Source organism: Amycolatopsis keratiniphila (assembly GCF_000400635.2).
Lineage (GTDB): Bacteria > Actinomycetota > Actinomycetes > Mycobacteriales > Pseudonocardiaceae > Amycolatopsis > Amycolatopsis keratiniphila.
The window spans coordinates 7,462,021-7,481,618 of the sequence record NC_021252.1 but is presented as its reverse complement, the minus strand read 5'-3'; the positions used below and the strand labels follow the sequence as shown (position 1 = coordinate 7,481,618).

The window sequence follows — 19,598 nt, the reverse complement described above, 5'->3', positions numbered from 1 at the left end:
CATGGGCCGGCTGGCAGGCAAGGTCGCGGTGGTCTTCGGGGGAGCGAGGGGTATCGGGCTCGCCACCGTGAAGGAGTTCGTCGCCGAAGGCGCGACCGTGTTCTCCAGTGACATCCGCGAACCCGCGGAGGCTGTCGAAGGGGCGCGACACTCCCTTGTGGACGCGACCGACGAAGGACAGGTCGACGAGTTCGTGCGCGGCGTGGTCGCCGAGACCGGCCGGGTCGACGTGCTGTTCAACAACGTCGGCATCCACCTCGGGAAACCGCTGGCCGACACGACGTTGGCGGAATTCGACAACATCTTCGCGCTGAACGTGCGGGCCGCCTTCCTCGGCACGCGGGCCGTGCTGCCGCACATGATCGCGAACAAGGCGGGCAGCATCGTCACGACGTCGTCCAACGGCGGCGTGATGGGCCGCCCCGGCGACCCGGTGTACAACGCCACCAAGCATGCGCTGGTCGGCATGATGAAGTCGATCGCCGTCGCGCACGCGCACCAGGGGATCCGGGCGAACACGGTCAACCCCGGCGCGATCGACACGGACATGCTGCGCGGCACGCTCGCGTCGCCGGAGGACTTCGAAGCCAAGCAACACCAGCTGGTCGCGAGCACGCCCGCCGGGCGGGTCGGCGAGGCGTGGGAGGTGGCGAAGGCCGTGGTCTTCCTGGCCAGCGACGAATCCCGGTTCGTCAACGGGGTCGCACTCCCGATCGACGGCGCGAAGGCCGCCGGTGCCATGCCGGGCAACCGGTACAGCCTCGACTTCGAACTCGGCGTCAGGTAGCGCCGTGTCCACCTCTGCCGCCGAGGAGACGCTGGCCCGCGACAGACCCTTGCTCGAACGGAGCGGGACCGCGGAACGGGTCGCCGAGATCCTGCGTCAGCGCATCACCGAAGGCGTCTTCCCGCCGGGGTCGAGGCTTTCCGAACCGTCGATCAGCGCCGCGCTGGGCGTTTCGCGCAACACCCTCCGCGAGTCCTTCCAGCTGCTGGCGCACGAACGGCTCGCGGTGCACGAACTCAACCGCGGCGTGTTCGTCCGCGAGCTGACCGCGCAGGACATCTCGGATCTGTACGTGATGCGGCGCGTCACCGAATGCGGTGCGCTGCGGCGCGCGGCCGAACTGTCCACTGTGGATCTTTCGGCCGTCGCGGCCGCGGTGCGGGACGGCCGTGCCGCGGCCGACGAAGGCGACTGGCAGGCCGTCGGGACCGCGAGCATCGCGTTCCACCAGGCGGTGGGCGACCTGGCGGGCAGCGAGCGGGTCAGCACGACGATGCGCCAGGTGCTCGCGGAGACGCGGCTCTTCTTCGTGCTGGCGGAGAACACGCGCGCGTTCTTCGAACCGTTCTTGGAACGGCACGAGCGGATCCTGCGGGACCTTGAGCGGGGACGTTTCGGGCCCGCCGAGACCGCGCTGGAGAAGTACCTGCGGGAGGCCGAGAAGCAGCTTCTGGCCGCTTACGACCGCCGGGACTCGTGAGTCGGCGACTACAAGCCGGACAAGTCCGCGGCGCGAACTGTGCACGATGGAGTGGTCGCGTCCCGGGCGGATCCGGGTGAGGATGGGGGCACGAGCACGAGGAGGAAGATCATGGTTTCGTCGGCGTCCGCGCGCAATCCGCTGTGGCACCCCTTCGCGGACATGGGAGCGGTCGACGGCGACCGGCTCGTCATCACCCGCGGTGAGGGTTCCTACGTCTGGGACGACGAGGGCAAGCGGTATTTCGACGCGACGGCGTCACTCTGGTACGCGAATTTCGGGCACGGGCGCGAGGAGATCGCTCAGGCCGTCGCGGACCAGCTGCGGACGCTCGACTCGTACAACCTGTTCGGCTACAACGCCAACGAGCCCGCGCTGAAGCTCGCCGAGCGCGTTTCCGCGCTCGCCCCCGAACCGGGCTCGAAGGTCTTCTTCGGATCGGGCGGCGGTGACGTCATCGACACCGCGGTCAAGATCGCCCGTTCGTATTTCGCGCACACCGGGCGCCCGGAGAAGGTGCACGTCATCGGCCGGGTGCAGGGTTACCACGGCACCCACGGTTTCGGCACGGCCGTCGGCGGGATCGCGGCCAACGCGGCGGGCTTCGGACCGCTGCCCGGCGACATCTCGCACGTTCCCTATGACAGCGCCGAAGCGCTCGAAGCGGAGATCCTGCGGGTCGGCCCGGAGCGGGTCGCGGCCTTCTTCTGCGAGCCGGTGATCGGCGCGGGCGGCGTCCTGCTTCCGCCGGACGGGTACATCGAGACGGTCGCCGGGATCTGCCGCAAACACGACGTGCTGTTCGTCGCGGACTGCGTGATCGCCGCGTTCGGGCGGCTCGGGACCTGGTTCGGGATCGACCGGTGGACGGTGAAACCGGACATGATCACCACCGCGAAGGGCATCACCGGCGGAACGATCCCGCTGGGCGCGCTGATCGTCGCGCCCCGGGTGGCCGAGCCGTTCTTCACCGGCGCGCCGGGTGCGCCGGTGCTGCGGCACGGCGCGACCTACGCCGGGCATCCGGTGGCCTGCGCCGCGGGGAACGCGACGCTGGACATCTACGAGCGCGACGGGCTCATCCCGCGCGGGCGGGAACTGGAGAAGCCGTTGGCGGACGCGCTTTCCGGGCTGGCTTCGCATCCGCTGGTCAAGGAGGTCCGGGCCGGGCTCGGCTTCCTCGGGGCGGTCGAACTGAAGGCGGACGTCGTCGCGGCGAACCCCGGCGCGGCGAACCGGCTGCAGCGGCTGGCGCGGGACGAAGGTGTCCTCGTGCGGAACCTGGCCAAGGGGATCGCGGTGTCGCCGCCGCTGATCGCCGGGGAGACCGAGCTCGACCTGCTCGCGACGGCGTTGCCGCGCGCACTGGACAAGCTCGCCTAGGCGAAAGCCTCGTGAGTGGTAAGGACGGTGGCTCACCGTCCTTACCACTCACGAGCCGCGCACGAGGGCCGCGCGCTCGGTCATGAAGGGCACAGCCGACGGGACCAGGTCCCTTCATGACACCCCCAGTGACGGGCCCTCGTGGGCCCGCCTCAGGAGAGGCAGAGTTCGTTGCCTTCCGGGTCCGCGATCGTGATCCACTCGGCGGGACCCTGCTTGCCACGGTGCAGGAACGTCGCACCGCGCGCGGTCAGCCGCTCGAGCTCGGCCTCGATCTTGTCCGCCCCCATCCGGATGTCGAGATGCAGCCGGTTCTTGACCGTCTTCCCCTCCGGCACCAGCTGGAAGAGGAACCGCTGCTTCGTCTCCGGATGGACGATCGCCGCGCCGTCCTTCCACACCAGGACACCGTTGTGCGTGGTGGTCGCCTCTTCCGGGGCATACCCCTTCGCGACCATCTCGCGGATGAACTCCTCGTTGCTCCCCTCGACCTGCCAGCCGAGCATCTCGGCCCACCAGTCGGCGAGGTCGTGCGGATGAGCGGAGTCCACGGTCACCTGGAAGTCATACGCCATACCGGCACATTAACGACCCGCCCCGACAATTCCGGGCGCTCATGCCCGCTGACCACGGTGAACCGCCATTTGTCGACCCCGCCGCCGATGATCTCGGCGTAGCGCCGGGCGCCGTCCGCGTTCGCGAAACGCACCTGCTGCCCGTTGGTGAGATGGGTGATCTTGACCGCCATCCGTGCCTCCCTGAAGTCCGGTGCCGGCCCGCGGAGCTTCCCCCTCCGGGACCGGCGCGGACAGTAGAACACATGTTCGATGTCCGTCGTCAACCCAGGCCCCCCACGCGGGTGGCTTCGCGTGATCGAAGCCGGAACTCGCGTGATTGAAGCCGCAACTCGCGTGATCAGAGGCGCAACACCGAGTGCGGCGTCCAATCACGCGAGTTACGTGCCTGATCACGCGAGTCACGGCGCCGAATCCGGACATCGCGTCGCCCGAGATCGCCTCCGTGCGGGTTACCGGCGCATGGTCACCCGAGGCCACGCGTCCAGGCCGCGGGCGATTTCGTGCTCGCGGACGGCCCGCAGACCCTCCGTGAGACTCGCCTCGTCGAGTGTCGCGAAGCCGAGGCGGGCGTAGTACGGCGCGTTCCACGGCACCTCGGCGTACGTCGTCAGCGTCAGCCCGGCGAGCCCTTCGCGCGCGGCCCACTCCGCGGCGTGCTCGATCAGCCGCCGCCCGAGGCCTCGCCGCGCGTGATCGGGATGGACGGACACCTGCTCGATGTGGCCGTGACCGTCGAGGACCTCGGCGAGCAGGTATGCCACCGGGCCGCTGCCGGTGTCCCAGACCCAAGCCCGGCCGTCGAGCTGGAAAGCCGCGAGGTCCGCGATCGACGGCGGATCGTCGTCGGCGATCGCGGCCATGCCGAGCGCGCGGAACGGTTCGCCCGCGGCGCGTTCGACATCCTGGAGCGCGGGCAGGTCTTCGGGAGTGGCGAGTCGGATCACGGATCGAGTTCTACCCCGCCGCGGTGCGCGGCCGCCCGTGATTTACAGCGAGAACGACGAAACGGCTCGGTGGATCCTGCTCGCGTACGACTGGAGTGTGACGATGGCGGCCCGTTTCGCGTCGTCGCCGATCCGGGTCGCGGGGGCGGCCAGGGTGAGCACCGCGGGCCGGTGCCCGGTGCTCGGGATCGGCACCGAACACGACCAGACGCCGTCGTCCAGTTCGCCCCAGCTCACCGAATACCGGTTCACCCCGGCGCGTTTGACCTCTTCCCGCACGCTCGGACCGCGGCGCTGGACGATCGAGGAAAGCCGTCTCTCGCGTTCGGCCTCCGGCAGCATGGCGAGCAGCATCTTGCCCGACGCGCCGGTGCCGAGCGGCACGGAATGCCCCGGCTGGAAGGTGAAGCGCATCGCGCGTTCGCATTCGACCCGGTCCGCGCAGACCGCGGAATCGCCGAAATGCTGGAACAGCAGCACCGTCTCGCCGAGGTCGCGGGCGGCCTCCTCCATCGACGGCCGGGCGAGGCGGGCGAGATCGTTGGCCAGCTGCGCGGCCCGCGCGAGCGGCATCACCTGGCTCGTCACGTGATAGCGCCCCGTCTTGCCCTCCTCCAGGAGCTGGAGTTCCTTCAACAGCGCGACATAGCGGTACGTCGTGGCGACCGGGGTGCCGATCCTCGCGGCCAGTTCGGCGACGCTCGCGTCCCAGCGGCGTTCGGAAAAGGAGAGCAGCAGCTGGAGGACCTTGCGTGAACTGCTGGCGCCGGGAGTGCGTTTCGGCGGGGCGGTGGTGTCCAGGGATCGTGCGGCAGGCGTCATCTCGACCTCTCGCCGGGGAATCACGAAGAGTCAAGAAAGTAGCACATTGTGTGAATTGCGGACCAGGGACTTTGGTCCACGAACAAGCGGACTTCTTGCTAGGTTCGGACCATGGAAAAGCCATTGGCGGGCAAGATCGCGTTGGTCGCCGGGGCGACTCGCGGAGCAGGCCGGGGAATAGCGGTCCAGCTGGGTGCCGCCGGCGCGACCGTTTACGTGACCGGCCGCAGTACCGCTTCCCGGCGGTCGGAAATGAATCGCCCGGAGACGATCGAGGAGACGGCGGCGCTCGTCGACGAAGCGGGCGGGCGCGGGATCGCGATCGGTGTGGACCATTTGGCGGCGGACCAGGTCCGCGAACTGGTGGAACGGATCGACGCCGAACAGGGCGCGTTGCACGTGCTGGTCAACGACATCTACGGCGCGCCCATCGAATGGGACAAGACCGTCTGGGAGTCCACTTTGGACATCGGGCTGCGGACGCTGCGGCTCGCGATCGACACGCATGCGATCACCAGTCATTTCGCGCTGCCGCTCATGATCAGGAATCCGGGCGCGCTGGTCGTCGAGGTCAACGACGGCACCACCGAGTACAACTCGGAGAACTACCGGGTTTCGTTCTTCTACGATCTCGCGAAGACCGCGGTGAACCGGATGGCGTTCGCACTCGGGCACGAATTGGCACCGCATGGCGGTACCGCGGTGGCCGTCACGCCGGGGTGGTTGCGTTCCGAAGCGATGCTCGACGCTTACCGGGTGACGGAAGAGAATTGGCGCGACGCGACGAAGGTGCAGCCGCACTTCGCCATTTCCGAAAGCCCCGCGTTCGTCGGCAGGGCGGTCGCGGCGCTGGCCGGTGACGCGGAAGTCGCCCGCTGGAACGGGAAATCGATGTCCAGTGGCGAATTGGCGAAGGAATACGGATTCACCGACCTCGACGGCAGCAGGCCCGACTGCTGGCGTTATCTCGTCGAAGTCCAGGATCCCGGCCTGCCCGCGGACGTCACCGGCTATCGCTGAGCATCCCGGCGAAGGAAGGGCGTGAGCAGACCGGGCGCGGCCCGCTCGGCCATCGCCAGCCCGGCCGATTCGCCGACGTCGACCACCTGATAGCCGCCCTTGCCCGCCGCGATCGGGGCCGTCACGGTGATCAACCCGGCGCGGCGCTGGAAGAACGAGCGGCTTACGACGACCCCGGTGAGGCCCTCACGCCGGATCGCCACCGTCGCCCGCGCCAGCGAACCGGACCGGCTGACCAGGTAGCGCCCGACGATCGCGTGGCCGAGGTTGCGGTAGCGGTCCCAGCCCACCAGGGCGGCGAACGGCACCAGGCCGAGCGCGACCCGCCACATCCACGACGGCAGGAAATCGATCCAGGCGAACCCGAACAGCGCCGCCGCGAGCAGCAGCACGCCGCCGATCGCGCGGGTCAGCCGTCTTGTCAGCGCCCGTCGCGGATGCCGGTTCAGCGGCACGGTGGCCGGGTCGAAGTTCTCCCGCAGCACCTCGGCCGCGACCTCGTGGACCCGGCCGACGGGGGCGGGCGGCAGCAGGAGCCCACCGCCCTTGTCCCCGCCCTTGCCCTCGCGCAGCCCGCCCGCGATCGCGGTGAGCCGCGCCCCGCCCGCGATCCGCAGCGGCAGCGGCTCCTTCACCTCGACGCCACGAAGCCGTTCTTCTTCGATGGACACCGAACGCGTGGTGATCAGCCCGCGCCGGACGTGGAGGGTGCCCTCGGATTCCCTGGTGAGCTTGAAGTTCCAGAACGAGAGCACGTAGCCGCCGACGGACAGCAGCGAGACGACCACGAGCAGGCCGGCCGCCGCGACGACCACGATCAGCCACAGCGCCGTGTTCGCCAGATCGTCCAGGAGATCCCGCAGCGGCCCGACGTTCTCCGGGGCGATGTTCAGCTGGTGCGCGAAATGCCAGACCGCGGCGAACATCGCGCCCACCACGGCGAGCCCGGATAGCGTGAACGGCGCGTATCGCACCCACTTCCGGTCGACCTCGGCCACGACCTGTTCCGGCGGCGGGGCGGCCGCGGAGATCTCCTTGCGGTGCAACAGAACCGTGCGCAGCCGGTATGCCTCGGCCTGGCTGACGGCGTCGAGCACGAGCTGGTCGTCGCCCGCCCCCTGGGCCAGCGAATGCCGTCCGGTGCCGATACGCACGGCGCTGAGGGAGAACAAGCGGTGCTTCGGTTCCGACGTGACGTCGACCGTGCGGATCCGGTCCAGCGGGATCGCGCGATGTTTGCGCAGCAGCAGGCCCGTGGTCCATTCCACCTGGCCGTCCGCGACGCGGTACCGCGACGTGAGGACATGGGAGACGCCGACGAGCACGGTCAGCGCGGTGACGCCCAGGCCGAACCACTCCCAGCCGTTGCCCTGGCCGAGGATCACCGTCCCGATCAGGACCGGCAGCGATTTGACGACGTCGAGGACGGGGCGGATCAGCAGCATCCGGCGGTCGAGCCGATGCCACCGGCCGACTTCGGTTCCCGGTGGTGCCTCGGTGCTCATGTCGCGTCACCCGGCGTGGCCTGCGTCGTCCTGGTGAGTTCCGCGACCAGCGCGAGCGCCTGGGCGTGGTCGAGACCGGAGATCTTGACCGGGCCCGCGGCCGACGCCGTCGTCACGGTGATCTTCGCCAGCCGGAACAGCTGCTCGACCGGGTCGCGCTCGATGTCGACGGTCTGGATCCGCGAGATCGGCGCGATCCGCCAGTCCTGTTTGAGCCAGCCCTCCTGGGTGTACACGGCCTCGCCGGTGACCTCCCAGCGGTGGATCCGGTAGCGCCACTGCGGCATGACCAGCAGATGCAGGGGCGCGAGCACGCACGAGATCGTCAACGTCACCGTCAGCCACGTCGGCGCGTCGTCGCTCGTGAACACGAACACCGCTTGCGCCGCGACGAAGATCACCCAGCCGACCGCGGCCCATACCGTCCAGTAGCCGATGGCGCGCCTGCTCACCCGGTTGGCGGGCGGGCGCAGGCTGAGGGTCTCTTCCGTCACCCCTCCACCCTGCACCACCTCGATGCGGACCGCCCACGACACCTGTCACGGACCGATAGGATTTCGGCCACGGCCGGCGGAATGGATACCCCCTATCGGGGCGTTGCCACCCGTAGACGGTTGCACGCACGAAACCTGGAGGATCTGGTGGCGCTGGACCCGGAAGACCTGTACGAGGTGGACTCGGACGTCCCTGACCTCGGCGGGGCCGTGCTCCTGCACTACTTCGACGGCTTCATGGACGCGGGGTCCGCGGGCAAGCTCGTCGCCGAGCAGCTCCTGAACTCGTCCGAGCACCGCGTGATCGCGCGGTTCGACGTCGACCGGCTCATCGACTACCGCTCGCGGCGCCCGACGATGACCTACTCCATCGACCACTGGGAGGCCTACGACGCCCCCGAGCTGGTCGTCCACCTGCTGCACGACGCCGACGGCGTGCCGTTCCTGCTGCTCACCGGGCCGGAACCGGACCACGACTGGGAGCGGTTCTGCGCGGCCGTGCGCGGGCTGGTCGAACGCTGGGACGTCCGGCTCACCACCGGTTTCCACGGCATCCCGATGGGCGCGCCGCACACCCGCCCGCTCGGCGTGACCGCGCACGCGACGCGGAACGAGCTGGTCGGCGAACACCGGCCGCTGCCCAACCGGATGCAGGTGCCGGGCAGCATCGCCGGACTGCTGGAGTTCCGCTTCGGCGAGTGGGGGCACGACGCGTCCGGGTTCGCCGCGCACGTGCCGCACTACCTGGCGGACTCGACGTATCCGAGCGCCGCGCTGAACCTGCTCGGCGCCGTCGCCGCGGCGACCGGGCTGAACCTGCCGGACGGCGAGCTGCGGGAGGCGTCGCACGAGGCGGAGGCCGAGATCGCCCGCCAGGTCGCCGGCTCGGAGAAGGTCGCCGACGTCGTGCGCGCGCTGGAGCAGCAGTACGACACGTTCATGGAGGCGTCGGGCAAGGAAAGCCTGCTCGCGGAGTCGGTCGAGCACATGCCGACCGCCGAGGAGCTGGGCAACCAGTTCGAGCGGTTCCTGGCCGAGCAGAACGGCGGGGACTCGCCGGAGCGCTGAGTCACGCTCGCTCACGCCGCGCCTGTGTGCCTAGTCCGTGAAGGCCTCCTTGAGGGACTCAGGGTCCCTCAAGGAGGCCTTCACGGACTTCGGACCGGTAGTCCAGACGGACAGAGTTGGCTCTGACTCGAATCGCCACTCACGACCACCTGTACGGAACGGTGGTTTAGCGTGATTGAGCGGACGGCACGTGTGATCCGAGGGACGACACACGTGACTGGATGGACGACACGGCCGTGGCGGAGCCTTCGCCGTGAGGCGTCCGTCCAGACACTCGTGTCGTCCGTGGGATCACGTGTGTCGTCCATCCAGTCACGCTAGACCGCCAGTAGGTATCAGTAGTCGACGGCGACCATCGACTTCGAGTGCGCCGGCCGCTCGATCTCGTCGACCAGCGCGACCGCGAGATCCGCGTAGGAGAACGGCTTCGTGTCGGCCTCGCGCGGCAGCACCCGGTGGTCCCCGCTGCGGTACTCGCCCGTGCGCCCGGCGTGTTCGTCGAGCATCACCGGCGGCGGCGCGACGATCACCCAGTCGAGCCCGCCGCCGGACGCACGGAAGACCTCCAGCTCCGCCGTGTGCCCGAGCGAGAACTCGCGGTGTTCGGGCGGCCAGCCCGGCTGGTCGTGGAAGGCGACGCCCGGTTCGATCTCCAGCACCGATCCGACACCGACGACGACCAGCCTCCCGACGCCGGCCCGTCCGAGGCCGTCGATCAGCGCGTGCGCGGCGGCCGGGTAGTACTCGCGGGACGGGAGATCCGCACGGTAGACGGAACTGATCGCGGCGTCGTGCCCGGCGGCGGCCTTCGCGACGTCGTCCGCGTCGGTGACGTCGGCGGCGACCAAGGCGACGTTGTCCCCGGCGAGATCCGCATGGCGGCCGGGATCCCGCACCGCGGCGGTGACCAGGTACCCGCGGCTCACGGCTTCGGCGACGGCACGGCGTCCCGCGCGTCCGCCCGCCCCGAAGATGACGATGCTGCTCATCGTGCTCCTTTTCTCCTTGCCGGTACCCGAGTACCGGCTGCGAACGCGATGCTAGGAGCGGACCCCTCGGTTACCGCAACGAAACCGGGTCCGGGGCGTTCTGGTCCCGTTCACTCGAACGGTGCTGGTGTATCGTCCCGGAATGCGTCACCTGGTACCCCATTCAGCTCTGAAGACCTTGGGCCGTTCGGCCCGCGGAACGTTCGGCCGGGGCCTGCACCGGCTCGCCCGGCGATTCCACGATCCTTATCCGGCGGAACTGGAACGGGTCGCCGCGGAATTGCGGGCGGAGATCATCCGGCAGGGGGACCGCTGTTTCGATCGGATCGTCGAGTTCGAAATCCGGAGCCGTCGCGACATCATCTACGCGGGCGACCAGGACGCGGCCCGGGACAGCAACCGGTTCGCCCGTGAGCATCTCACCGGGACCAAACACTTCGCGCGTCCACAGGAGACTCTCGCGTACGCGCTTTCCCTTGCCCCGTCAGGGGGAATGGCTCTCGAATTCGGTGTCGCGAGCGGGAACACGCTGCGCGTGATCGCCGAGGCCCGCGGCGGCGTCGAGACCTACGGGTTCGACTGGTTCCAGGGTTTGCCGGAGAACTGGCTCAACGGCATGCCCGCCGGTTCGTTCGCGCGCGACGACCTGCCGGACGTCCCCGGCGCCGAACTCGTCGTCGGGCTGTTCGCCGACACGCTTCCCGGCTTTCTCGAGCGGCACGAAGGCGCCGTCGATTTCCTTCACGTGGACGGCGATCTGTACAGCTCGGCGAAAACCGTGCTCGACCTGGCGGGGCCGCGGCTGCGGTCCGGCAGCATCGTGCACTTCGACGAGTTCTTCAATTATCCCGGCTGGCAGCGGCACGAGCACCGGGCGTGGCTGGAATACGTCGAACGCACCGGTGTCGAATTCGAATACGTGGCTTACACGTATGCCGACAACCAGGTCACCGTGCGGATCTCCTAAAGCATCTCGCGGACCTCGATCGTCCCGATCGCGGCCCACGGGTGGGCCTTCGCCGCCTCGACGGCTTGTTCGCGGCTCTCGCATTCCAGGATGGCGATGCCGCCGATCTGTTCCTTCGTCTCGGCGAACGGGCCGTCGGTCAGCAGTGCCTCGCCGCCACGGACGCGGACGGTCGTCGCCGACTCGGGCGGGTGCAGGCCCATCCCGGTGACGTGCAGGCCGCGCCGCGTCAGCTCCCCGGCCCAGGCGTGGCAGGGTGCGGTGATGTCCGTGTCGAGAGCTTCCTCGCCGATGGTTCCGCCGAGCATGAGCATGTAGCGCACCGGTCCTCCTAGTCCGTCAGTCCGTCTTCGTACGCGCGAAGGGTGTCGATGAACGTCCGGCGCTCGGCCGGGCTCAGCGGCGCGAGCGCCTTCTGCCAGGCCCGGGCGCCCTGCGCGAGCCAGCCGTCGATCGCGGGCCGCATCCGGTCGGTGATGGCGACGATCCGCCGCCGCCGGTCCGCCTCGTCCTCGCGCCGGTCGAGCACGTCCTTCTTGCTCAGTTCGCCGACCATCAGGCTCACCGTGGTCGGGGCGACCTCGAGCCGTTCGGCCAGCTCGTTCACCGTCATCGGACCGTCGAAGAGCAGGTACGACAACAGCGACAGGTGCCGCGGAGCCAGCGACAGCGACTGGAGTTCGCCGGGGATCTTGATCCGCTTCGCCCGCCCGACCATCCGCGGCATGAGCAGCAGCAAGGCCCGCACGGCGTCGTCGACTTCCATGTCCTCGGTTGACACCGGCCACCCCTCCGAATACCTTTGCAAGCAAAGAGGCTTTGCTTGCAAAGCAAAATAGCTTTCATGCTGATGCTACCTGGGGAGTTCCGTTGCTGATGACCACCGCGGACGCCGAAACGGGGCGTCCTCGCATCACTCGCGTCGCTTGCCGTCCTTCCGGGAGCCGGTACCTGGTGTTCGCGCCGGACGACGCTTCGCCTTGGTATCGCGACCTTCTTGCCAGTCCACAAGCGACACTCGAGATCGACGGCGTTCCGCACGCCGCGCGGGCCGTGCCGCTCGAAGGCGATGAACGCGGCTTCGTGTTGCACCTGCTGGAAGTCGACGCCGCCCGCGGTCGCGCGATAGCCGATCAGCTGCTCGTCCATCACGGCGAACTCAGGAAGACCTTGGCGGCGGCACGGGCCGAACTCGACGGCGGCCCGGTAGCGGACCGGTCGGGCCTGCGGCGCGAACTGCTCGGCCATTGCGTGACCTTCTGCAACGACCTGCGGATGCATCATCTGCGCGAGGACGGCGCGTTCACCGCGATCCGGAAGGCCCATCCCGGGCTCGCGCCGGCGCTGGAACGGCTCCGCCGGGAGCACGAGACCGTATCCCGCGCGCTGCTCGATCTCGACGCTTTGCTTCAGGGCAGGGGAGACCTCGGCGCCGTGCGCGAGAAGTTCGAGCGGGTCGCCGCCGGGCTGGAGGAACATTTCGCCTACGAGGAGGCGAATCTGCTTCCGGCGCTTCGCGGGAGCGGGGTGCCGGCCGCCCCGGTTACTCCGAGCGGGTGAGGCCGGCGGCCCACTTGGCGGGAGACGCCGGTAACGAACGTCCGTCGCCGGGCGACTGATCGTTGTCCGCACCGATCGGCGCGACGCCCCCGACCGGAAGAGTGAGAACCGAATGAAGCTTCGAAGAGCCTCACTTCTGTCTCTGGTGGCCGCAGTGGCCACGATCATGCTCGTGGCGCCCACCTCCGCTCTCGCCGCCCCGCCGACCAGCGCGGTGGAGGTCTCGCCGACAACCGTCCAACGTGGACAGACGTTCACCGTGACGCAGACCGTGTACAACGCCGACGCGACGTCGACGATCGAGGGCGGCAAGGCGACGCTCTACGGCAAGGAATCCTCGCTGCCGGGGATGGTCGACCTGGTGTCCTGCCCCGGCGCCTTCGCCTGCGACGTGCTCGGTGGCAGCATCCGCGGCGGCGTCGGCACCGTGACCCCCGGGCAGAGCAAGACCGTGGTGTTCACGCTCCGGGTCAAGGACGACGCGCCGCTGGGCGATGTCACGCTGCAGCACCAGTTCGTCGGTGACAACTACAGCTTCGAGATCCTCGACGGCCCCGTGCTGACCATCACCGGCACGCCGAGCGCGGCCGACCTCGGGGTCACGCTGACCGCGTCCCCGCGCGGGATCCTGACGTCGTCGATCGACTACACGGTCAAGGTCACGAACGCGGGCCCGGCCGCGGCGTCCGGCATCCGGGTGGTGTCGACCCTCGGCAACGGGCTGCGCTTCACCGGCTCGTCCGTCTGCTCGAACCCGAGCGGCACGAAGGTCGTCAATTGCGACTTCTCCTCGCTCGCCTCCGGAGCCAGTGCGACGGCGAAGTTCTCGGTGGCCGCGGGATTGCTGAGCGTCGGGCCGGTCAAGACGACCGCGAAGATCACGCAGAGTTCGGTCGCCGACCCGAACGCGGCCAACGACACCGCGTCGTCGACCTGCACGGCGATCACCGGTCTTCTGCTCACCTGCTGAGTCCCGCCGTCCGGCACCCGCTCGCGAGCGGGTGCCGGACGGCGTCAGCGCAGGCGTTCGGCGCGAGCGTGGAGATAGCGCCGGTGGGGCAGTCCGGTCGCCAGCCGGGCGGCGTCCACATAGGACTCGATGGCTTCGGCGGTGTCCCCGGCCATTTCGAGCAGATGCGCGCGGGCGGCGTGGAAGCGGTGGTCGCCGGAGATCCGGTCACCGAGCTTTTCCAACGCCGTCAAGCCTTCTCGTGGCCCCTCGGCCATCCCGACGGCGACGGCGTGGTTCAGCGCCACCACGGGATTGTCGGAGAGCCGCAGCAGAAGTTCGTAGAGTGCCACGATCTGCGGCCAGTCGGTCTCCGCCGCGCTCGGCGCCTCGTCGTGCAGCGCCGCGATCGCCGCCTGGATCTGGAACTGCCCGGTCGGCCCCTTCGGCAGCGCTTCGGACAGCAGCGCGATGCCCTCGGCGACGTACCCGGCGTTCCACCGGCCCCGGTCCTGTTCGGACATCGGGATCGGCGCGCCGTCCGGCCCCGTCCTCGCCGGACGGCGCGCGTCGGTGAGCAGCATCAGCGCGAGCAGGCCGGTGGCCTCGCCGTCGTCCGGCACCAGCCGGTGGACGATCCTGGCCAGCCGGATGGCTTCGGCGGAGAGATCGCTCCGCACCAGATCGGGGCCGGACGTGCTGGCGTAACCCTCGTTGAAGATCAGGTACAGCACGTGGAGCACCGCGTCGAGCCGTCCCGGTTCCGCAGGCAGGGCGAACGGGACACCGCTGGCCTTGATACCCGCCTTCGCGCGGCTGATCCGCCGGGTCATCGTCGCCTCGGGGACCAGGAACGCGCGCGCGATCTCCGCCGTGGTGAGCCCGCCGACCGCCCGCAGCGTCAGCGCGATCTGCGACGCGGGCGAGAGAGACGGGTGACAGCACAGGAAGAGGAGGACGAGCGTGTCGTCCGAGTCGGCCGCCCGCCGGTCCGCCGCGGGCGCGAGGTGCTCCTCCGGCAGCTTCCACTGGACGACGGTGTCCTCGCGGCGACGCCGTGCCTGCTCGGCGCGGAGCAGGTCGGTCAGCCGCCGTGAGGCGACGGTGATGAGCCACGCGCGCGGATTCTCGGGGCGCCCTTCGGCCGGCCACTGCGTCGCGGCCGCGAGAAGCGCCTCCTGCGTCGCGTCCTCCGCCAGGTCGAAATGACCGTAGCGGCGGACGACGGCGCCGAGGACCTGCGGCGAAAGCTCGCGCAGCAGGTCTTCGACGCCGCTTTCCGGCACTTAGAGCTCCAGCTCTTCGAAGCTGTCGGCGCACGGCCGGATGTCGACGTACCAGTCGCGGCCGAGGTCGCTGCCCTCCGGATGCGGGGTGTTCGCCAGCCGGGCCGCGATCTCGGTCGCGCGGTCGTAGCTCGCGCAGTCGACGGTCGTGTACCCGACCAGGACCTCCTGCGTCTCGGCATACGGCCCGTCCGTGACCACAGGGGCGCCGTCACGCAGGGAGACGCGGCGGGCGTGCGCCGGCTGGGAAAGGCCCTGCGCGTCGACGAACTCGCCCGATTCGACCAGGTCGTTGTTCCACTTGGCCATGAACTCGTGCAGGGCCTTGACCTCGTCGGCGCTCCAGGCGCCGCCGATGTCCGCGAGGTCCTTCTGCGACCCGAACATCATGATCATGTACTTCACGGTTCTCTCCTCTCGGCCGGCACCGTTTCGGCGCCTTCTGCCGGGGACGTCGGAGCCGCCGGACCGGACCGGACATCGTTCCCCGCGAATTCTCCCTCAGCTTCGGTCGGCCGCCGTGTTCATCGCGTCGGCCGGTGCCAAAGTCCGCCCGCCGGTGATCTTGGCGTAGAGGTGCGCGCCGCCGAGGACCGGCGGATATTTCGGCGGGTTTCCGGCGGACTGGCAGGTCGGGAGGCATTCGAACCGCGCGTCGTGGTCGCCGTCGAAGAAGAACGCCACGCTGCGCCGTCGTGACGGCCCCGGCCCGGACGGCGGCACGACCCGGTGGAGGGTGGAGCGCCAGCGGTCGTTGGTCCACTGCGCGGTGAGGTCGCCGAGGTTCACGACCAGCGCGTCTTCGGCGGGGATCACGTCGTGCCATGCGCCGTCGGGGCCGTGGATCTGCAGGCCGGGGACGGGATCGGCGTAGAGGACGGTGACGATGCCGTAGTCCGTGTGCGCGCCGAGCCGCATCTGGCCGGGCAGGGGTTCGGGCGCTCCGGCCCGGCGCTCGAAGTGATTCACCCGCAAGGTGCGTGTCGGGTGCCGGGTGTACGCGCCGAGGTAGCCGTCGGGAAGCCCGAGCGCCTTCTCGAAGATCTCCAGCAGCACCCGCGCGACGCGGTGGGCTTCGTCGGCGTACTCGGTCAGCGCGGGCCGCAGGTGCTCCGGCCGGTCGGGCCAGATGTTCGGCACGAAGAAGCCGTACGGGTCTTCGCCGTCGATGTGCTCCGCGCCGATGACGAACGATTCCGACAGGTCGGGAGGTGTCGTCTCACCGAGGCTGTACGCCAGCCCTTCGGTGCCTTCGGCGGCGTATCCGCGATCCGAAGCGCGGTCGGCTGGCGCGGAACGGAGCTTCTCCTCGACAGGGAGCGCGAAGAAGGCCGCGGTCGCTTCGCACATGGCGTCGATCGTCGCCCGCGGGATGCCGTGCCCGACGACCTGAAGGAACCCCACCCGCGTCAACGCCTCGTCGACGGAGTGAGCGAGTTCCGCGCGGTCGCCGTCTTCCCAGGTGCTCAGATCGACCGTCGGTACGAGTGTCATGACGCGACGGTAGCCAGGGTGACGCCGATGATCACCGGGTCACGGTCATCCGATCGGGCGATCTGTCCTGCCCGATCGGCCCGCGCAGGCTCACCGCGCACACCACGCCGACGAGCAGCACGCCGGCGGGAAGCAGGAAGGCCACCTTGACGGCGTCCGTGAGCGCGGCACCGGTGACCTGGGCGACCAGCTCCCTGGCCTGGACGGGCAGATCCGCGGCGGCCTCGGGGACGCCGCCGAACTCGCCGGCCGCGACCGCCGAACCGGCCTCTCCGGCGAATCCGTCGATGAACCGCTGCCGGGACTCGGCGGGCAGCGCGGCCGCCGCTTCGTTCGCCCGGGCCATCATCGAGGCGCTGGTCCGCGCCTCCATCAGGACTCCGACGGCCGCGGCGCCGAGCACCCCGCCGACCTGGCGCGCGGTGTTGAAGATGCCCGACGCGCTGCCGATCAGCGACCGCTCGACGGAGTTGATGGTCACGTTGTTCATCGGGGAGAAGGTGAACCCGACGCCGAGCCCGCAGAGCAGCAGTCCGGGGAGCAGGGCCTGCGGCGAGCTCGCCGGGATGAGCACCTGCGAGACGACGCAGAGGCCGCCGCTCAGGGCGAGCATCCCGGACATCAGCAGGTACTTGGGGTTCACCCGGTCCGACAGCCTGCCCGCGAACGGCGCGACACCGCCGGACACCACGGCGAGCGGCGCGATGAGCAGGCCGGCGTCGGCCGGGGACAGGCCGAGCACCGATTGGATGTAGACGACGAACACCAGGAGCATGCTGGTCATCGTGAAACCGACCGTCACCGCCGACGCGGTACCGAGGGAGAAGTCGCGGTGGCGGAAGATCCACAACGGCAGCAGCGGTTCGCGGCGGTTGGCCCGCTGCCACAGCACGAAAGCGCCCAGCAGCAGCACACCGGCCCCGATGATGTCGAAGGCCGTCCCCCAGCCGTACGTCTGTCCATTTTGGATACCGAAGACGACGCAGACGAGGCCTGCGCCGAAGAGCAGGATCCCGGGAACGTCGAAGCGGTGCGAGTTCCCCGGTCGCCAGTCGGGGACGAGGATGACGGTGAGCACCAGCGCCATCAACCCGACCGGGACGTTCGCGAAGAAGATCCACTCCCAGCCGAACTGATCGACGAGCAGACCGCCCAGCACCGGGCCGGCGATCATGGCGAGACCCGCGACACTGCCCCAGGCACCCATGGCCGGGCCTCGTTCGTCCGGCGGGAACAGATGCGTGATGAAGGCCGTGGTTTGCGGGGTCATCAACGCGGCGCCGAAACCCTGCACCGCCCTGGCGAGGATCAGCGTCTCCACGTCGCCGGAAAGCCCGCACCACAGCGACGCGGCGGTGAACACGAGCAGCCCGGCGACGAAGACGCGCTTCGGCCCGAAGCGGTCGCCCAGCCTGCTGGCCGGCAGGATCGGGACGGCGTAGGCGAGCAGGTACACGCTGGTCACCCAGATCACCGCGGTCAGCTCGGTACCGAGTTCGCGCACCATCGACGGCACCGCGATGTTCACGATGCTGATATCCAGCATGACCATGAAGAAACCCAGGCACAGCGCGAAAAGCGCGGACCAGGGCCGGGTTCGCTTCGGCATCCGTCCTCCTGTTCCCGACGCCGGAAGGGTGGGACGACGAGCGGGTCCACCCGCCGTCCACCCCGGGAGTCACCCTGCTTGCGCGACCATGGCGACGGCGGGCGCGCGGGTGCTGCCCGGACGTCCGATGCCCTGGTAGGAGAGCCCCGTCCTGGCCACGGTGAGCGGGTCGAGCAGATTCCGGGTGTCGATGACGGCCCGGCCGTGGAGCCGGTCGGCGATCCGCCCCCAGTCGAGGTCGCGGAACTCCGGCCATTCGGTCAGCAGCACGAGCGCCGCCGCGCCCTTCGCCGCGTGATAGGCGGTCCCGGCGATCCGCACGTCGTCGGTCACGCCCGGCACCGGCGCGTGGACGCTGGGGTCGTAGCCGGACAGCTCCGCGCCTTCGGCGGCCAGCCGGGCCGCGATCGCCAGCGAGGGGGAATCCCGCAGATCGTCCGTGCCGGCCTTGAACGTCAGGCCGAGCAGGCCGATCCGCACCCCGGCCAGGTCGCCGCCGGCGGCCTTGCGCACCTTGGCGACCACCAGTTCCTGCTGTTTGACGTTGGTGTCGATCGCCGCACGCAGCAGGGCGAAATCGCTGCCCGCCGACTCCGCGGTGCGCAACAGCGCGAAAGTGTCCTTCGGCAGGCAGGAGCCACCCCAGCCCGGCCCCGGCCGCAGGAACGCCTTGCCGATCCGGTCGTCGTAGCCCATCCCGGCCGTCACGTCGTCGATACTCGCGTCGAGGTACTCGCACAGTTCGGCGACCGTGTTCACAAAGGACAGACGCGTCGCGAGATAGCAGTTGGACGCGTACTTGATCAGCTCCGCGCTCGAGGAGTCGGTCACCAGGACGGCGGTGTCGAGGTGCTCGTACAGTGCCGCGACCCGCCTGGCGGGGACCGGGTCGCGATCCGCGGAGCCGACCACGATCCGGTCGGGATTCAGGAAGTCGTGGACGGCGAACCCCTCGCGCAGGAATTCGGGATTGGACACGACCGCGACGTCGGCGCGGTCGATCAGCGCCGAGACGTGGGCCGCCGTGCCGACCGGGACCGTCGACTTGTTCACCACGACGCATCCGTGCGGCAGCAGATCCCGCACTTCGGTCACGACGGATTCCAGCGCGGTCAGATCCGCCGCGCCGGTCGCGCCCATCGGCGTCGGCACGCACAGGATCACGATGTCCGCGCCCGCCGCCGCCGCGCTCGCGCCGAGCACGAACTCCAGCCGCCCGGACGCCAGCCCGTCCACCACGAGTTCGCAGATTCCCGGTTCCCTGATGGTCGCCTCGCCGCGCCGCAACGCGTCGACCTTCTCCTGGTCGACGTCCGCGCAGACGACGTGGTGTCCCAAGGACGAAAGGCACGCGGCCGTGGTCAGCCCCACGTAGCCCGCGCCGATCACGGCGACCGTGACCCCCGATGTTGCACCCATTCTCTTACCCTCCAGTTTCGATGC

The 19,598-nt window shown here is 69.6% G+C and carries 22 protein-coding genes; 8 read left to right on the top strand and 14 right to left on the bottom strand.

The features are described 5' to 3' along the window. Window position 1: 1 nt before the first annotated feature. The 3 genes from AORI_RS74455 to AORI_RS74445 all read left to right on the top strand — a co-directional run bounded on the left by AORI_RS74455 (window position 2) and on the right by AORI_RS74445 (window position 2,870). Window positions 2-787, top strand: coding sequence for an SDR family NAD(P)-dependent oxidoreductase (locus tag AORI_RS74455; RefSeq protein ID WP_016336974.1), 786 nt, complete (start codon window positions 2-4; stop codon window positions 785-787). 4 nt (window positions 788-791) lie between these two features. Beyond that, window positions 792-1,487 carry a GntR family transcriptional regulator gene (locus AORI_RS74450; protein WP_016336973.1) on the top strand — a complete coding sequence of 232 codons (696 nt, stop codon included), beginning with the start codon at window positions 792-794 and terminating at the stop codon, window positions 1,485-1,487. Window positions 1,488-1,598: 111 nt separating this feature from the next. Further along, window positions 1,599-2,870, top strand: coding sequence for an aminotransferase family protein (locus tag AORI_RS74445; protein ID WP_016336972.1), 1,272 nt, complete (start codon window positions 1,599-1,601; stop codon window positions 2,868-2,870). Between the two features lie 152 nt (window positions 2,871-3,022). Here the strand turns inward: AORI_RS74445 and AORI_RS74440 are convergent, their stop codons facing one another. From AORI_RS74440 to AORI_RS74425, 4 genes are all read right to left on the bottom strand, one after another. Then, the gene (locus tag AORI_RS74440) at window positions 3,023-3,445 is read right to left on the bottom strand and encodes a VOC family protein (protein WP_016336971.1); all 423 of its coding nucleotides are present in this window, start codon (window positions 3,443-3,445) and stop codon (window positions 3,023-3,025) included. Then, the gene (locus AORI_RS74435; RefSeq protein ID WP_007028443.1) at window positions 3,424-3,618 is read right to left on the bottom strand and encodes a hypothetical protein; all 195 of its coding nucleotides are present in this window, start codon (window positions 3,616-3,618) and stop codon (window positions 3,424-3,426) included. Before AORI_RS74435 ends, AORI_RS74440 begins: the two co-directional genes overlap by 22 nt. Before the next feature lie 279 nt (window positions 3,619-3,897). Then, a complete protein-coding gene (locus AORI_RS74430; protein ID WP_016336970.1) occupies window positions 3,898-4,392 on the bottom strand; it encodes a GNAT family N-acetyltransferase in 495 nt (164 codons plus the stop codon). Between the two features lie 42 nt (window positions 4,393-4,434). Continuing rightward, window positions 4,435-5,214, bottom strand: coding sequence for an IclR family transcriptional regulator (locus AORI_RS74425; protein WP_016336969.1), 780 nt, complete (start codon window positions 5,212-5,214; stop codon window positions 4,435-4,437). A gap of 111 nt (window positions 5,215-5,325) precedes the next feature. Between AORI_RS74425 and AORI_RS74420 the strand changes: the two genes are divergently transcribed. Continuing rightward, window positions 5,326-6,234: an SDR family oxidoreductase gene (locus tag AORI_RS74420; protein ID WP_043848359.1), complete on the top strand. Its 909-nt coding sequence runs from the start codon at window positions 5,326-5,328 to the stop codon at window positions 6,232-6,234. Here the strand turns inward: AORI_RS74420 and AORI_RS74415 are convergent. Continuing rightward, window positions 6,225-7,739: a PH domain-containing protein gene (locus AORI_RS74415; RefSeq protein ID WP_016336967.1), complete on the bottom strand. Its 1,515-nt coding sequence runs from the start codon at window positions 7,737-7,739 to the stop codon at window positions 6,225-6,227. The genes AORI_RS74420 and AORI_RS74415 overlap by 10 nt on opposite strands. Continuing rightward, window positions 7,736-8,275: a PH domain-containing protein gene (locus tag AORI_RS74410; protein WP_016336966.1), complete on the bottom strand. Its 540-nt coding sequence runs from the start codon at window positions 8,273-8,275 to the stop codon at window positions 7,736-7,738. The genes AORI_RS74415 and AORI_RS74410 overlap by 4 nt, the downstream gene beginning before the upstream one ends. A 105-nt stretch (window positions 8,276-8,380) precedes the next feature. Here AORI_RS74410 and AORI_RS74405 point away from each other — a divergent pair, with 105 nt between their 5' ends. Then, window positions 8,381-9,301, top strand: coding sequence for a proteasome assembly chaperone family protein (locus AORI_RS74405; RefSeq protein WP_016336965.1), 921 nt, complete (start codon window positions 8,381-8,383; stop codon window positions 9,299-9,301). Window positions 9,302-9,636: 335 nt separating this feature from the next. Here AORI_RS74405 and AORI_RS74400 read toward each other — a convergent pair whose 3' ends face one another. Continuing rightward, window positions 9,637-10,290, bottom strand: coding sequence for an NAD(P)-dependent oxidoreductase (locus tag AORI_RS74400; protein ID WP_016336964.1), 654 nt, complete (start codon window positions 10,288-10,290; stop codon window positions 9,637-9,639). Between the two features lie 142 nt (window positions 10,291-10,432). Here AORI_RS74400 and AORI_RS74395 point away from each other — a divergent pair, with 142 nt between their 5' ends. Further along, window positions 10,433-11,257: a class I SAM-dependent methyltransferase gene (locus AORI_RS74395; RefSeq protein WP_228688240.1), complete on the top strand. Its 825-nt coding sequence runs from the start codon at window positions 10,433-10,435 to the stop codon at window positions 11,255-11,257. Here AORI_RS74395 and AORI_RS74390 read toward each other — a convergent pair. Then, a complete protein-coding gene (locus AORI_RS74390) occupies window positions 11,254-11,571 on the bottom strand; it encodes a YciI family protein (protein WP_123799137.1) in 318 nt (105 codons plus the stop codon). The two genes, AORI_RS74395 and AORI_RS74390, sit on opposite strands and share 4 nt — an antisense overlap. A gap of 17 nt (window positions 11,572-11,588) precedes the next feature. Then, complete coding sequence (locus tag AORI_RS74385; protein ID WP_016336961.1) at window positions 11,589-12,023, bottom strand: MarR family winged helix-turn-helix transcriptional regulator; 435 nt, start codon at window positions 12,021-12,023, stop codon at window positions 11,589-11,591. Window positions 12,024-12,133: 110 nt separating this feature from the next. Between AORI_RS74385 and AORI_RS74380 the strand changes: the two genes are divergently transcribed. Further along, complete coding sequence (locus AORI_RS74380) at window positions 12,134-12,817, top strand: nitroreductase/quinone reductase family protein (RefSeq protein WP_016336960.1); 684 nt, start codon at window positions 12,134-12,136, stop codon at window positions 12,815-12,817. A gap of 154 nt (window positions 12,818-12,971) precedes the next feature. Further along, the gene (locus AORI_RS74375; protein WP_016336959.1) at window positions 12,972-13,787 is read left to right on the top strand and encodes a DUF11 domain-containing protein; all 816 of its coding nucleotides are present in this window, start codon (window positions 12,972-12,974) and stop codon (window positions 13,785-13,787) included. A gap of 44 nt (window positions 13,788-13,831) precedes the next feature. Here AORI_RS74375 and AORI_RS74370 read toward each other — a convergent pair whose 3' ends face one another. From AORI_RS74370 to AORI_RS74350, 5 genes are all read right to left on the bottom strand, one after another. Beyond that, the gene (locus AORI_RS74370; RefSeq protein ID WP_016336958.1) at window positions 13,832-15,052 is read right to left on the bottom strand and encodes an RNA polymerase sigma factor; all 1,221 of its coding nucleotides are present in this window, start codon (window positions 15,050-15,052) and stop codon (window positions 13,832-13,834) included. After that, a complete protein-coding gene (locus tag AORI_RS74365) occupies window positions 15,053-15,448 on the bottom strand; it encodes a YciI family protein (protein ID WP_228688427.1) in 396 nt (131 codons plus the stop codon). A 105-nt stretch (window positions 15,449-15,553) separates the two neighbouring features. Then, window positions 15,554-16,546 carry an isopenicillin N synthase family dioxygenase gene (locus tag AORI_RS74360; protein ID WP_016336956.1) on the bottom strand — a complete coding sequence of 331 codons (993 nt, stop codon included), beginning with the start codon at window positions 16,544-16,546 and terminating at the stop codon, window positions 15,554-15,556. Window positions 16,547-16,577: 31 nt separating this feature from the next. Continuing rightward, window positions 16,578-18,155, bottom strand: coding sequence for a DHA2 family efflux MFS transporter permease subunit (locus tag AORI_RS74355; RefSeq protein ID WP_016336955.1), 1,578 nt, complete (start codon window positions 18,153-18,155; stop codon window positions 16,578-16,580). A 69-nt stretch (window positions 18,156-18,224) separates the two neighbouring features. Then, window positions 18,225-19,574 (bottom strand): UDP-glucose dehydrogenase family protein, encoded by a 1,350-nt coding sequence (locus AORI_RS74350; RefSeq protein ID WP_016336954.1) that lies wholly within the window; start codon window positions 19,572-19,574, stop codon window positions 18,225-18,227. Between the last annotated feature and the right edge of the window lie 24 nt (window positions 19,575-19,598).

Excerpts from the sequence above, each read along its gene's own strand:
- AORI_RS74455 (WP_016336974.1), top strand. The coding sequence starts at position 2 with ATGGGCCGGCTGGCAGGCAAGGTCGCGGTGGTCTTCGGGGGAGCGAGG.
- AORI_RS74445 (WP_016336972.1), top strand. The coding sequence starts at position 1,599 with ATGGTTTCGTCGGCGTCCGCGCGCAATCCGCTGTGGCACCCCTTCGCG.
- AORI_RS74440 (WP_016336971.1), bottom strand. The coding sequence starts at position 3,445 with ATGGCGTATGACTTCCAGGTGACCGTGGACTCCGCTCATCCGCACGAC.
- AORI_RS74435 (WP_007028443.1), bottom strand. The coding sequence starts at position 3,618 with ATGGCGGTCAAGATCACCCATCTCACCAACGGGCAGCAGGTGCGTTTC.
- AORI_RS74425 (WP_016336969.1), bottom strand. The coding sequence starts at position 5,214 with ATGACGCCTGCCGCACGATCCCTGGACACCACCGCCCCGCCGAAACGC.
- AORI_RS74420 (WP_043848359.1), top strand. The coding sequence starts at position 5,326 with ATGGAAAAGCCATTGGCGGGCAAGATCGCGTTGGTCGCCGGGGCGACT.
- AORI_RS74415 (WP_016336967.1), bottom strand. The coding sequence starts at position 7,739 with ATGAGCACCGAGGCACCACCGGGAACCGAAGTCGGCCGGTGGCATCGG.
- AORI_RS74400 (WP_016336964.1), bottom strand. The coding sequence starts at position 10,290 with ATGAGCAGCATCGTCATCTTCGGGGCGGGCGGACGCGCGGGACGCCGT.
- AORI_RS74395 (WP_228688240.1), top strand. The coding sequence starts at position 10,433 with ATGCGTCACCTGGTACCCCATTCAGCTCTGAAGACCTTGGGCCGTTCG.
- AORI_RS74390 (WP_123799137.1), bottom strand. The coding sequence starts at position 11,571 with ATGCTCATGCTCGGCGGAACCATCGGCGAGGAAGCTCTCGACACGGAC.
- AORI_RS74385 (WP_016336961.1), bottom strand. The coding sequence starts at position 12,023 with ATGGAAGTCGACGACGCCGTGCGGGCCTTGCTGCTGCTCATGCCGCGG.
- AORI_RS74380 (WP_016336960.1), top strand. The coding sequence starts at position 12,134 with ATGACCACCGCGGACGCCGAAACGGGGCGTCCTCGCATCACTCGCGTC.
- AORI_RS74365 (WP_228688427.1), bottom strand. The coding sequence starts at position 15,448 with ATGATCATGATGTTCGGGTCGCAGAAGGACCTCGCGGACATCGGCGGC.
- AORI_RS74360 (WP_016336956.1), bottom strand. The coding sequence starts at position 16,546 with ATGACACTCGTACCGACGGTCGATCTGAGCACCTGGGAAGACGGCGAC.
- AORI_RS74355 (WP_016336955.1), bottom strand. The coding sequence starts at position 18,155 with ATGCCGAAGCGAACCCGGCCCTGGTCCGCGCTTTTCGCGCTGTGCCTG.
- AORI_RS74350 (WP_016336954.1), bottom strand. The coding sequence starts at position 19,574 with ATGGGTGCAACATCGGGGGTCACGGTCGCCGTGATCGGCGCGGGCTAC.